At 75.5% G+C, this 12,014-nt stretch carries 11 protein-coding genes; 6 read left to right on the top strand and 5 right to left on the bottom strand.

What is annotated here, in order from left to right; translation table 11 throughout:
- Positions 1 to 151: 151 nt before the first annotated feature.
- The 4 genes from ACFVHI_RS22405 to ACFVHI_RS22390 all read left to right on the top strand — a co-directional run bounded on the left by ACFVHI_RS22405 (position 152) and on the right by ACFVHI_RS22390 (position 4,786).
- Positions 152 to 1,417 (top strand): MFS transporter, encoded by a 1,266-nt coding sequence (locus tag ACFVHI_RS22405; protein WP_380341976.1) that lies wholly within the window; start codon positions 152 to 154, stop codon positions 1,415 to 1,417.
- 189 nt (positions 1,418 to 1,606) lie between these two features.
- A complete protein-coding gene (locus ACFVHI_RS22400) occupies positions 1,607 to 2,341 on the top strand; it encodes a Mut7-C RNAse domain-containing protein (protein ID WP_063351639.1) in 735 nt (244 codons plus the stop codon).
- 139 nt (positions 2,342 to 2,480) lie between these two features.
- Complete coding sequence (locus tag ACFVHI_RS22395) at positions 2,481 to 2,906, top strand: cupin domain-containing protein (RefSeq protein ID WP_079136110.1); 426 nt, start codon at positions 2,481 to 2,483, stop codon at positions 2,904 to 2,906.
- On the top strand, positions 2,903 to 4,786 hold the full coding sequence (locus tag ACFVHI_RS22390; protein ID WP_380341972.1) for a CocE/NonD family hydrolase: 1,884 nt from the start codon (positions 2,903 to 2,905) through the stop codon (positions 4,784 to 4,786). The genes ACFVHI_RS22395 and ACFVHI_RS22390 overlap by 4 nt, the downstream gene beginning before the upstream one ends.
- Before the next feature lie 69 nt (positions 4,787 to 4,855).
- On the opposite strand, the gene ACFVHI_RS22385 is transcribed toward ACFVHI_RS22390, so the two are convergent.
- The 4 genes from ACFVHI_RS22385 to ACFVHI_RS22370 form a co-directional block, all read right to left on the bottom strand.
- Entirely contained in the window at positions 4,856 to 6,073 is a 1,218-nt protein-coding gene (locus ACFVHI_RS22385) for a cytochrome P450 (RefSeq protein WP_380341969.1), read from the bottom strand.
- Between the two features lie 93 nt (positions 6,074 to 6,166).
- Positions 6,167 to 7,534, bottom strand: a complete 1,368-nt coding sequence (locus ACFVHI_RS22380) for an NAD(P)/FAD-dependent oxidoreductase (protein ID WP_380341966.1) — start codon at positions 7,532 to 7,534, stop codon at positions 6,167 to 6,169.
- The gene (locus tag ACFVHI_RS22375) at positions 7,524 to 7,733 is read right to left on the bottom strand and encodes a ferredoxin (protein WP_063350495.1); all 210 of its coding nucleotides are present in this window, start codon (positions 7,731 to 7,733) and stop codon (positions 7,524 to 7,526) included. Before ACFVHI_RS22375 ends, ACFVHI_RS22380 begins: the two co-directional genes overlap by 11 nt.
- 135 nt (positions 7,734 to 7,868) lie before the next feature.
- Positions 7,869 to 8,687 (bottom strand): hypothetical protein, encoded by an 819-nt coding sequence (locus tag ACFVHI_RS22370; protein WP_063350496.1) that lies wholly within the window; start codon positions 8,685 to 8,687, stop codon positions 7,869 to 7,871.
- A gap of 107 nt (positions 8,688 to 8,794) precedes the next feature.
- Here ACFVHI_RS22370 and ACFVHI_RS22365 point away from each other — a divergent pair, with 107 nt between their 5' ends.
- On the top strand, positions 8,795 to 9,295 hold the full coding sequence (locus tag ACFVHI_RS22365) for an inorganic diphosphatase (RefSeq protein WP_363374548.1): 501 nt from the start codon (positions 8,795 to 8,797) through the stop codon (positions 9,293 to 9,295).
- A gap of 50 nt (positions 9,296 to 9,345) precedes the next feature.
- Here ACFVHI_RS22365 and ACFVHI_RS22360 read toward each other — a convergent pair whose 3' ends face one another.
- On the bottom strand, positions 9,346 to 10,605 hold the full coding sequence (locus tag ACFVHI_RS22360) for a pyroglutamyl peptidase (RefSeq protein ID WP_380341961.1): 1,260 nt from the start codon (positions 10,603 to 10,605) through the stop codon (positions 9,346 to 9,348).
- A gap of 208 nt (positions 10,606 to 10,813) precedes the next feature.
- On the opposite strand from ACFVHI_RS22360, the gene ACFVHI_RS22355 reads away from it, so the two are divergent.
- The gene (locus ACFVHI_RS22355; protein ID WP_380341958.1) at positions 10,814 to 11,875 is read left to right on the top strand and encodes a TerD family protein; all 1,062 of its coding nucleotides are present in this window, start codon (positions 10,814 to 10,816) and stop codon (positions 11,873 to 11,875) included.
- The last annotated feature ends 139 nt before the right edge of the window (positions 11,876 to 12,014 follow it).

The raw sequence follows: 12,014 nt of genomic DNA, 5'->3' as shown, positions 1-12,014 counted from the left end.
TCAGGGCTCGCCCGCCGGTGCGGTGGGGCCCGGAAGTGGACCAAGGAGTTCCGTGATCACTGGACCTTACCGCCGGTCCGCCTCCTGCCTAGGCTGGGCCGCGAACCGTTGCGAACACCCGGCGCGCGCGCCGCCCCCAGCCAGGAGACCCGTGTCGACCAGCAGCGCCCCGGCGCCCGCCCTCATCCCGCCCGCAGGGCCCCAACGGACCCTCGCCGCGGCCCAGTTGGCCAGCGCCGTCGGCGACGGCGCCTACTACACCTGCTCCGCGCTCTACTTCACCCACATCGTCGGCATGTCGGCGACCGCCCTCGGCGCCGGCCTCGCCGTGGCCTGGGCGCTCGGCTCGCTGGCGGGCGTCCCGCTCGGCGCCCTCGCCGACCGCCGCGGCCCGCGCCGGACGGCCGTGGCGCTCGCCCTGGCCACGGCGGTGGTGGTCGCCGCCTTCCTGGTGATCCGCTCCTACGGGCCGTTCCTGGTCGCGGTCTGCCTCTACGCCACGACGCAGTCCGGGCTCACCGCCGCCCGGCAGGCGCTGGTCGCCACCCTGGTGCCGCCCGCCCAGCGCACCGGGCTGCTCGCCCACCTCCAGTCGACCCTCAACGGGGGGCTGGCCGTCGGCGCCGCCATCGGCGGCATCGCGCTCACCGTCGGCACCCGGGCCGCGTTCCTCTGCGCCTTCGTGGTGACGGCGCTCGGCTTCCTGGCCGGTGCGCTGATCCTGCTGCGGCTGCCCGAAGCCCCGCCCGCCCCGGCCCGGTCGGCCGCCGGGCCCCGGCTGGCCGTCCTGCGCGACCGCCGGTACGCCGCCGTCGCGCTGGTCAACACCGTGCTGCTGCTGCGGATGCCGCTGCTCAGCCTGGTCATCCCGCTCTGGATCGCCGACCGGGCGCCCGGGATCAGCTGGCTCGGCTCGGCCCTGTTCGTCCTCAACACCCTGGCCGTGCTGGCCTTCCAGGTCCGGGCGGCGCGCGGCGTCACCGGCCTGGGCTCGGCCGCGCGGGCCGTCCGCTCGGCCGGGGTGGTGCTGCTCGCCTCCTGCGCGGTGTTCGGCCTGTCGGCCCTGGACGTCCCGGTGTGGGCGGTCGCCGCGCTGCTGGTGGCGGCCTCCGTCCTCCAGGTGATCGGCGAGATGCGGCAGTCGGCGGGCTCCTGGCAGATCAGCTTCGACCTCGCCCCGCCCGAGCGGATCGGCCAGTACCAGGGCTTCTTCGGCACCGGCGTGGCCGTCGCCCGCACCCTCGGGCCGCTGCTGCTGACCACCCTGCTGCTGGACGGCGGGCTCGCGGGCTGGCTCGTCCTGGGCGGCCTCTTCCTGGCGGCCGGGTACGCGATGGGGCCGGTCGTCCGCTGGGCCGAGCGGGACCGCGACCGGGGCCGCCCGACGCCGGTCGCCTCCGCCGTCGCGGTCCCGTAGCGGCCGCCCGCGCCGGCCGGGTGCCCTTCTCACCGGCCTTCCCCGCCGCCCCGGCGCCCTCCTCGCCGCCCCGCCCACCAGGCCCCGCCCCAGTCGCCCGCCGCCCCCACCGCGAGCCCGCCCGAGAATGCTCCGACGGCTGACCGGAAACCGGTGGCCCGGGCCGCCGCCCGCTGGCATGCTGGCCGCGTGGACCGACCCCAGATCTGGCTCGACTTCGCCCCCGAGCTGCACCTCTTCGTCTCCGGGCCCCGGCGGGCCGGCCGCTCGGCGCTGCGCACCGACGGCACCTCGACGCTCGGCCACGTCGTCGAGTCCCTGGGTGTCCCGCTCACCGAGGTCGGCACCCTGCTGGTGGACGGCCGGCCGGTGCCCGGGTCGTACGTGCCGCTCGACGAGGAACACGTCACCGTCCGGGCCGTGGACCGGCCACAGCCCTCGCCCACCCCGCCGCGCTTCCTGCTGGACGTCCACCTCGGCACCCTCACCCGCCGGCTGCGCCTGCTCGGCGTCGACGCCGCCTACGAGAACCCGGACATCGGCGACGCCGCGCTCGCCGCCCGCTCCGCCGCCGAGCAGCGCGTCCTGCTCTCGCGCGACCGGGGGCTGCTGCGCCGCCGCGAACTGTGGGCCGGCGCTTATGTCTACAGCCACCGCCCCAACGAGCAGCTGCGCGACGTGCTCTCCCGCTTCGCGCCCCCGCTCGATCCGTGGAGCCGCTGCACCACCTGCAACGGCACGCTGCGCGAGGCCGACAAGACCTCGGTGCGCGAGCAGTTGCGGGACGGCACCGAGCGCTCCTACGACGTCTTCGCCCAGTGCGTCGACTGCGGCCAGGCCTACTGGCGCGGCGCCCACCACGCCCGACTGGACGCGATCGTCACCGACGCCCTGCGCGAGTTCGGCACACCCGCCGGGGGCTGAGACCGGCGCGAGACCGGCGCGAGGTCGGCGCGTCGAACTACGGGACATCTCAGGGTGGCGGCCGGGCGCAGAGGCGTGTTCTCATCGGCGGTGGGGGACGAGACCAAGGTACTCCGTGACGCGAGAGAGGCCGGGTCGGATGAGCAGTCAGCCAGTGCAACAACCGTTCCAGACAGCGGACGTCGATGACGTCGAGGTGGTGCGCGCACCGGACGGGGCCGCGGTGTTCCCGCTGCTGGTCCTGGACGGACAGGGGAGCCTCGCGGTGTTCGAGCTCGCCCCCGGGCAGGTGTCGCACGCGGTGTCGCACGCCACCGTGCAGGAGCTGTGGCAGGTCGTCGAGGGCGCCGGGGAGCTGTGGCGCCGCCAGGGCGGGCGGGAGGAGACCGTCCGGCTCGTGCCCGGGACGGCGGCCTCGATCCCGCTCGGCACGGCGTTCCAGTTCCGGGCCGACGAGGACGCCGACCGGCCGTTGCGGATCGCCGCCGTCACCATGCCGCCCTGGCCCGGCACCGACACCGAGGCCAGGCCCGAGGAAGGCCCCTGGAAGGCGACCTCCCGGTGAGCCGGGCAGGGGGGATCCTGCGCCGCCCGCTGGCGGCGCTCGTAGCGGCCGCGGCCGTGCTCGGAATCGCAGTGGCGCCCGCCGCGGCCGCCCCGGCCGCCGAGCCGCACCTCCAGTCGCGCTACGTCACGATGCCCGACGGCGTCCGCCTCGCCGTCGACGTCTGGCTGCCCGAGGGCACCACGGCCGGCGCGAACCTGCCCACCGTCCTGGTCACCCAGCGCTACTGGCGGGCCCGGGTCTACCCCGGCGCACCCGGCAACGGCGGCCGCAGCAGCGACGCCGACGGCTGGAACGCCCACGGCTACGCCTACGTGGTCGCCGACCTGCGCGGCACCGGCGCCTCCTTCGGCACCCTGAGCTCCGAACTCGGCGCCGACACCGTCGCCGACAGCGGCCCGCTCAGCGACTGGATCGCCGCCCAGCCCTGGTCCAACGGCCGGGTCGGCACCACCGGCGTCTCCTACGGCGGCGACACCGCGATGCTCGCCACCGCCCTCGGCAACCACCACATCACCGCCGCCGCCCCGATCTCCTACGACTTCGACCCGTACGAGGACCTGGTACGCCCCGGCGGCCTGCTCATCGAGCCCCGGATCGCCCCGTACGCGCTGCTGCTGCGCATCCTCGACCAGGCCGGCGGCACCACCTGCGACACCGACGAGCAGACCCGGCAGGTCTGCGCGGCCACCGGTCTGACCGGCGCCGTGCCCCGGCCGGTCGACGGCCCGGACGGACCGGCCCTGCTGGCCGCCGCGCGCGCCGAGCACGCGGGCAACGCCAACCTGGTCGACATGGCCGAGGCCGGCGTCTACCGCGACTACCAGGACGGCCCGAAGAGCTGGACGGTCGGCAGCGTCGGCGAGAAGGCCGACGCCGTCGAGGCCGGCGGCGTCCCCGTGCTCACCGACGCCGGCTGGCTCGACGCGGGCACCGCCAACGGCGTGCTCTCCCAGTTCACCGGCCTCTCCAACACCCAGGACGCCTGGATCGGCCCGTGGAGCCACGGCCAGGGCTACCTCGCCGACCCCTTCCAGCCCGCCCGCCACCTCACCGACCAGGAACGCGCCCAGATCGCCCAGCGGACGTTCGACTTCTTCGACCGCTACGTACGGGCCGACGGCCGCCCCGACGGCACCCGGCAGCTGCACTACTACACCTTCAACGAGGGCGTCTGGCGCACCACCACCCGCTGGCCGCTGCCCGGCACCCGCCCGCAGCGGCTCTACCTCGGCGAGGACACCACGCTCAGCCGCCGGCGGCCCGAGCCGGACGACCGCCCCGGCGCCGACCTGCTGCGCCTCGACCCCACCGCCGGCACCGGCCCACTGGACCGCTGGAACACCAACCTCACCGGCAACCAGGTCAGTTACCCCGACCGGGCCGCCGTGGACGCCAAACTCCTCAGCTACACCACCCCGCCGCTGACCGGAGACACCCGGGTGACCGGCAACGGCCGCGTCACGCTCGACGTCACCGGCCTCGACGGCACCGCCCAGGGCGCCCTGCACGTCTACCTGGAGGACGTCGCCCCCGACGGCCGGGTCACCTACCTGACCGAGGGTCAACTCGCCCTCGCCGACCGGGCCGTGGCCGACCGGGACGACAACCCCGACTGGCGCCGGCTGCGCACGCCCCGTAGCTACGCGGCCACCGACGCGGCGCCCTTCCCGCAGGGCCGGGCCCGGCAGGTCACCATCGACCTGCAACCCGTCGCGGTGCTCTTCCGGGCCGGCGAGCGGATCCGGCTCACCGTCGCCGCCGCCAACCCGGACTCCTTCCAGCTGCTCCCGGCCGACGGCCGGGCGAGCTACCGGATCGGGCACGGCGGAGCCGACCCGTCCTTCCTGGAGCTGCCGGTGGTGCGCAGCACCCCGTAGGCCCTGTCCGGCCGTCGCCGAACGCGCCCGGGCCCGGGAGGCCGACGCCGCCTCCCGGGCCCGGGCTGCTCAGTCCCTGACCCCGGAGAGCGCGAGCGGCAGGTGCCGGGGCCCGCGCAGGACGGGGCTGCGCCGGTACTCGGGCGGGTCCTGGAGCAGCCGGGGGCCGTCCAGGCGGTGGATGAGCGCGGTGAGCGCGAGCTGCGCCTCGACCCTGGCGAGCGGTGCGCCGAAGCAGCTGTGCACGCCGCTGCCGAAGCCGAGGTGCTGGTTGTCCGGGCGGGTCGGGTCGAAGCGGTCGGGCTCGTGGAACCGGAGAGGGTCCCGGTTGGCGGCGGCGAGCACCAGGATCAGCGGCGCGCCCTTGGGGACGGTGACCCCGGCGACCTCGATGTCGGTGAGCGCGGTGCGCTGCGGCAACAGCTGGACCGGGGGTTCGTAGCGCAGCAGCTCCTCCACCGCGCGCGGCATCAACTCCGGCTTGTCGCGCAGCAGTTCCAGGCTCTCGGGGTGGCGCAGCAGGGTGAGCGCGCCGTTGGTGATCAGGTTGACGGTCGTCTCGTGCCCGGCGATGAGCAGCAGGACCGCGGTGGCCATCAGTTCCGTCTGGGTGAAGCCGCCCGACGGGCCGGGGTCGTTGACGAAGGCGGAGAGCAGGTCGTCGGACGGCTTGCCCCGGCGGCTCTCGGCGAGCTCGCCGAGGTACAGCCCCATCTCCATCCGGGCCTGCGTGGCCGCCTGCTGGCGCTCGGACGGATCGCTGTCGGGAGTGGGGTCGAAGCCCGCGATCAGCGTCTCGGACCAGGCGTGGAACCGCGGCTCGTCCTCGCGCGGCACGCCGAGCAGCCGGCAGATGACGGTGACCGGCAGCGGGTAGGCGAAGTCCTCGACCAGGTCGATCCGGTCGCGGCCCCGGAGGCCGTCGACCAGTTCCCCGGTGATCCGCGCGATCTCGTCGTGCATGGCGTCGACCCGGTCGGGCGCGTGGGGCGGGCCGAAGGGCCGCATGGCGATGGTGCGCAGCCGTTCGTGCTCGGGGTCGTCCCGGCCGATGAAGGCGACCGGGACGCTGCCCTGCAGCTCGTCCGGGACGGTGCGGTTGCGGCGGTCCGAGCTGATCCTCGGGTCGTGCAGCAGCGCGGCGACCTCGTGGTAGGTGCCGACCAGGTAGCTGCCGTCGTCCTGGCGGGCCACGCCGTGGTCGCGGAGCTCGGCGTACAGGGGGTAGGGGTCGGCGCGGTTGGCGTAGTCGGTGATCCGGCGGAACAGGGTGTCGGCGGCGGCCATGCGCGGTGGCTCCTCGGGGGTGGCGGCGGTGGTGGTCCTCGACGGGTGGCGGGGCCCGGTGGGCGTGCGCCCGTCGAGCGGTGGCGGGTGGGCTCAGCCGCCCCAGCGCCGCAGGGTCAGCCGCCGGTCGGGCAGGTGGCCGGTGAGGGCGACGGTCGGGCCGTGCGAGAGCACCTTCGGGTCGGGCACGTCGGACGGGACCGGGATGCGGGAGGCGGGCGGCTCCACGCCGTCCCAGTCGGGCGGGAACGGCGCGGCGGCCTCGATCAGCCGCTGGTAGTGCTCCAGCCACTTGGCCCGGTTCACGCTGACGGCGGCCGTGATCCGGCCCCGGTACCCGTAGACCGCGACGAGCCGCCGCTCCTCGACCGAGCCCTGGGCGAGGACCACGTGGTCGGAGAAGGTGGGCACGCCGACGGACTTGATGTTGAGCCCGAACTGGCTGGACCAGAAGGACGGCACGCTCAGGTGCGGCCGCCGTTGCGGCCCCGGGCTGACCATGTTGTGCGCCGCCACCTCGGCCTGCGCGACCGCGTTGCCCCAGTGTTCGAGGGAGAGCAGCTGGTACTCGAAGAGGGGGTGCGGGAAGCGGGCGACGTCGCCCGCGACGAAGACGTCGTCGGTGACGATCCCGTACATGTTGAAGGCGCGGCAGCCCGCGTCGCAGGCCACCCCGCGCGGACCGGCGGCGAGACCCGAGTCGGCCAGCCATTCGGTGTTGCGGACGGCGCCCAGGGCGACCACGGCGACGTCCGCCTCGATCCGGGTGCCGTCGGAGAGCTCGGCGCCGGTGAGCCGGCCTGCTTGGCCGGTCAGCGCGGAGACGGTCACCCCGCAGCGCAGGTCGACCCCGTGGGCGAGCTGGACCTTGGCCGCGAGGGCGCCGAAGGCCCCGCCGAGGGCCCCGACCAGCGGGGCGGGGCCACGCTCGGCGACGGTCACCGCCAGGCCGCGCTCCCGGCAGGCGGAGGCGATCTCGGAGCCGGTGAACCCGGCGCCGATCACCAGCACCCGCTTCGGGCCGGCGTCCAGCCGCTCGGCCAGGCCGGCCGCGTCCTCGGCGGTGCGCAGGGTGAACACCCCGTCGAGTGCGGCCTGCTCGGCCTTCGGCCAGGGCCTGGCCCGGGTGCCGGTGGCGATCAGCAGCCGGTCGTAGGGCAGCTGCTCGCCGTTCGCGAGCAGGACCTGCTTGCCGTCCCCGTCCACACCGGTGGCGCGGACGCCGAGCTTCCACTGCGCGTCCACCTTGCGGCGCCGGGGAAGCGCGGTCTCCTCGGCGCGCACCCGCCCGAGCAGCACCTGCTTGGACAGGGGCGGCCGGTCGTACGGGGGAAGGCGTTCCTCGCCGACCACGGTCAGCTCTCCGGTGAAGCCCTCGTCCCGTAGCGTCTCGGCGGCGCGCAGACCGGCCAGCGAGGCGCCGACGATGACGATCCGGCCGTTCTTGAGGTCATCGGACATCGGACCGGTCCTCCTCCTCGACCAGGATGGCCTGCACCGGGCAGGCCGCGACGGCCCGCCGGACGCGGTCACGCTGGTCCTCGGGGGCCTGCGGGGTGTAGAGCAGGGCCTCCTCCCCGTGCAGCTCGAACACTCGGGGAGCGAGGAACGCGCACTGCGCGTAGCCCTGGCAGCGGTTGAGGTCGACGACGATCTTCACGGTCTCTCCTCCCGGGCACGTCTGTGTCCGTCCTACCGCCGCCGGAGCGGCCGCGCGCCCGGTGCTGCTCCGTGGGAGCGGTCGCGGAGAGTGGCCGCCGAGGAACGCCGGGGGCCCGGGGACCAGCCCGGCGCGCTAGTTCGGCGACTCCAGCCCGAGGGTCCAGCGGTGGGTGGTGTAGCCGCCCATCCGGGTCGGGTGGCGCTCCACGAGCGTCACGGCCAGGCCGTCGGCCGTGCGGCGCAGCGTGCCGGTGAACCGGTGCAGGTCGTCGCCGGACAGCGGGAGCAGTTCGGCGAGCACGGTGGCGTCGAGGTCGCGCCCGACGGCGCGCAGCACCCCCGCGTCCAGCACCAGGACGGTGCCGTCGGCCAGCACCACCGGCGCGGGGGCCTGTGGGTCGGCGAGCAGCGGGCCGCTCTCGATGCCCCCGCCGGGCAGCAGCCGCACCACCCGGCTCCCGGTCGGGCGGCGGCGGTCGGTCTCGACGACGCGCAGGCCGTCGCCGACCACGTAGTGGCCGTAGCTGCGCCAGGAGTCGACCAGGGTGGCGTCCCGGTCGTAGGCCCAGGTGTCGAAGGTGCCGTAGCCCTCCAGGCCGAGCACGAAGCGGCCGTCGCCCAGGGCCGTGCCGCGCTCGCCGCGCAGTTCGGCGACCAGGGCGCCGTCGTCGAGGTCCAGCAGCAGGGCCGGGCCGAGGTGGCCCCAGGCGGTGTACTCGAAGGAGTCGGTGGTGACCAGCGCCCGGCCGCCGGAGAGGTGGGCCGCGTTCGGGCGCCCCGCGCAGGGGCGGCGCCAGCGGACCAGGCCTTCGGCGTCGACACAGCTGATCTCGCCGTTCCGGCCGTACAGCGCCAGGTCGCCGCGGCGGGCCAGCGGCCCCTCCGGGCGCCCCTGGGGCCGCCCGCCGCTGCGCCGGTGGTGGTTCTGGACGGTGACACGCCAACTCCCCATGATCCGGATGCTAACGGACCCCGCCGGGCCGCGGAGGGAGTTTGCGGAGGGTGCCCGGACGGCCGGGACGGCGGACAATCTCCCCAGACGCAGAGGAGGAGGCCGCGGTGGAGTTCGAGGTGTTGATCGAGACCCCGCAGGGGTCGCGGAACAAGTACGTGATGGACTTCGCGGCGGGCCGGATCCGCCTCGACCGCACCCTGTTCACCGCCACCCGCTACCCCGTGGACTACGGCTACGTCGAGGGCACCCTCGGCGGCGACGCGGAGCCGCTGGACGCGCTGGTTCTCGGCGGCGAGCCGGCCGTGCCGGGGTGCGTGATCACCTGCCGGGCGGTCGGCATGTGGGTGATGCGGGACGAACGCGGGCCGGACCAGAAGGTGCTGTGCGTCCCCGCCCACGACCCGCGCTACGGCGACCTGCGGGACATCGGCGACCTGCGCGAGTTCGACCTGCTGGAGATCACCCACTTCTTCCAGGTCTACAAGGACCTGGAGCGCGGCAAGTCGGTCGAGGGCTCGCACTGGGCGGACCGGGAGGCCGCGTACGCGCAGATCGCCGAGTCCCGGGCGCGCGCGGCGGGGACGCGCTTCGCCCGGCCGGTGTAGCCGGCCCGCCGCGCGGGCCCGGGGCTCGGAACCGGGTGTGGCGCCGGGGCTCAGAACCGGGCGTGGCGCAGGATCTCGCGGACCTGGTCGGCGATGGCGGCCTCGTTCTGCTCGAACTCCCGGGCGGTGAGGCGGTCCTGCTGGGCGGGCAGGCCGGTGAGGACGGGGGTGTGCAGGTGGCCGCCGGGGAGGTCGGGGGCGAGGTCGAGGCGCAGGCGGTTGGAGCGGTAGGCGACCTCGTTGGAGAGGTATCCGCCGCCGCCACCGGCGACCGCTCGGGATCCGGGGGTGGGGCCGTCCGCGCGGTCGACGGGGTCGACGCCGCCCTCGGGGATCTCGGTGACGGTGGTGTTGAGGCGGACGGGGTAGGGCTGCTGGACGGCCGTCATGGCGTCGGTGGGCAGGGTGGTGCGGATGAACTCCGGGCCGTCGTCCAGGCCCGGGGCGGTGACCGGGTGCTGCCGGGTGCCGCCGGAGAGCGTGCCGGTGTTGTCGGTGGCGGGATCGGCGGAGCGGGCCCGCCCGGCCCAGGCCTCCAGGGTGAACAGGCCCGGGTAGCCCTGGCTGATGCTGGTGATCAGGTCGGCGGCCTGCGGGCCGGGGGAGAGGTGCGGGCCGAAGGCGCGCTCGACGACGCCGTCGTCGAAGTCGCCGTAGCGGACCGGCAGCAGGACGGCCCGGACTTCGGCCGGGCTGCCGTCGGCGAGGGTGATCCGCCGCCCGTGCAGTTCCAGGACGGCGGCGCCGGAGGGGTTGGCGCGGCGCGGCTCGGTGTCGAGGCCGTACGGGTCGAAGCCGCTGACGAAGATCCGCCGGACGCCGGGGGCGGCGGTGAAGCCGTCGTCGAGGCCTCGGGAGGCGTCCTCGAAGCGGGCCCGCAGGTCGGCCGGGTCGACATCGAACCCGGGTTGCCAGCGGGCCAGTTGGACGGTCATGGCGAGCCTGGTCCAGTACAGCGGGCGGTCGTCGCGGGCGGGGAGTTCGCCGCTGGGCCGCCGGCCCTGGGCCCGGTCCACCCCGGCCTGCCAGAGTGCCCGGCCCCAGGCGCCCGCCACCCGCTCCGCCTGCCGGGCGTTGCGGGCGGCGCACAGGGCGGCGGGGAAGCCCCGGAGCAGGTCGCGCAGGCCGGAGCGTTCGGTGAAGGCGGTCGTCCGCTGGTCCTGGAGCCGGGCCTGTTCGGTGTCCACCGGGGCGGTGGCGACGACCGGGCAGGCCGCCGGGGCGGCCTGGGCGGCGGCCGGGGTGAGCAGGGCGGTGAGGGTGCCGGTGAGGGCGGCGGCCAGGGTGGCGGCGCGACGAAGGCGTGTCATGTCACCTGACAATAGGTCGGGAGCAGACACCCCGCCAGGGCGCCCCGCCCGAGCGCCCCGGCCGGCAAGACCGCGCCGCGGGCCCGTGGCCTGCTGGAACGTCCCGTCCAGCACTGACGGGAAGTCGGGAACCGGCGCGAGCTCTACAGCGTTGTCGTGGTCGAACAGTGGAAACAGCGGTCATTCGAATGGTGGCGGAGGAAGTGTCATGAGTGTGGCCCTGACGAAGGGCGGCAACGTCTCCCTGGGCAAGCAGGCCCCCGGGCTGCGGGTCGTACGGGTCGGCCTCGGCTGGACGGCCGGCGCCGGGTACGACCTGGACGCCAGCGCCCTGCTCTGCGACGCCTCCGGGAAGGTCGTCTCGGACCAGCACTTCGTCTTCTTCAACAACCTGCAGAGTCCGGACGGTTCGGTCCGCCACCAGGGCGGCGCCGGTGGCGGCGACGACCAGGAGCAGATCGACGTCCGGCTCGCGGACGTCCCGGCCGGGGTGGAGAAGATCGTCTTCGCGGTCGCGGTCTACGACGCGGTGCAGCGGCGCCAGAGCTTCGGCCTGGTCCGCGGCGCGTACATCCGGCTCACCGACCCGGACGGCGGCGCCGAGGCGGCCCGCTACGACGTGGCGGCCGAGGCGGGCAGCGAGACGGCGATGGTGTTCGGCGAGCTCTACCGGCACGGTGCGGACTGGAAGTTCCGGGCCGTCGGTCAGGGGTACGCGTCGGGGCTCGCGGGTATCGCCGCCGACTTCGGGGTGGACGTCCTGCAACCGGCGCCCGCCGCCCCCGTGCCCGCCGCGCCGGCTCCGGTCGTGCCCGCCGCGCCGGCCATGGCGCCCGCCGTGCCCGCTGTGGCGCCCGCCGCCACGATGACCCAGCCAGGACCAGGGAGTTCCCCCGTGACGTGTTTCTTCGACCCCTCGCACGGCCTCGGCTCGACGCCGGTGCTGTGGTCGCCGCAGTGGGGCGTGCCGCGCCAGATCGAGACCTGCGCCGCCTGCGCCCAGCGGGTGCAGACCACCGTGCCGCCGTTCTACACCCCGCAGCAGGGCTACCCGCAGCCGGTCCAGCAGGGCTATCCGCAGCCGGTCCAGGGCCAGCCCGCTCAGGGCCAGCCGGGCCAGGGCGGGCGCCGCTTCGGCACCGGCGCGCTGATCGGCGCGGGCGCGGCCGGCCTGGTCGGCGGCGCGCTGCTCAACGAGGCGTTCAGCGACGACACGCCCGAGGTGGTCGTGAACAACTACTACGAGGGCGACGACGACAGCTTCTTCTAAGCCGTTTTCTTCTAGGGCGTTCCCCAGGGTGCCCCTGGACCGCCAGCCCTCCCGCCGGGGGGGCGGGGCGGCGCACAGACCGGGCGCCGCGGGGCGCCCCGCGGCGCGAATTGCACCCCCCCCCGGCGGCCCCCCCCCC

Origin of the sequence: Kitasatospora sp. NPDC127121 (genome assembly GCF_042677305.1) — a bacterium.
Lineage (GTDB): Bacteria > Actinomycetota > Actinomycetes > Streptomycetales > Streptomycetaceae > Kitasatospora.
The sequence above is the reverse complement of the archived record's forward strand: the minus strand, read 5'-3'. Positions and strand labels throughout refer to the sequence as shown.

What these genes read in the sequence shown, in the direction of transcription:
- ACFVHI_RS22395 (WP_079136110.1), top strand. Translation starts at nt 2,481, where the DNA reads ATGAGCAGTCAGCCAGTGCAACAACCGTTCCAGACAGCGGACGTCGAT.
- ACFVHI_RS22385 (WP_380341969.1), bottom strand. Translation starts at nt 6,073, where the DNA reads ATGGCCGCCGCCGACACCCTGTTCCGCCGGATCACCGACTACGCCAAC.
- ACFVHI_RS22380 (WP_380341966.1), bottom strand. Translation starts at nt 7,534, where the DNA reads ATGTCCGATGACCTCAAGAACGGCCGGATCGTCATCGTCGGCGCCTCG.
- ACFVHI_RS22370 (WP_063350496.1), bottom strand. Translation starts at nt 8,687, where the DNA reads ATGGGGAGTTGGCGTGTCACCGTCCAGAACCACCACCGGCGCAGCGGC.
- ACFVHI_RS22360 (WP_380341961.1), bottom strand. Translation starts at nt 10,605, where the DNA reads ATGACACGCCTTCGTCGCGCCGCCACCCTGGCCGCCGCCCTCACCGGC.
- ACFVHI_RS22355 (WP_380341958.1), top strand. Translation starts at nt 10,814, where the DNA reads ATGAGTGTGGCCCTGACGAAGGGCGGCAACGTCTCCCTGGGCAAGCAG.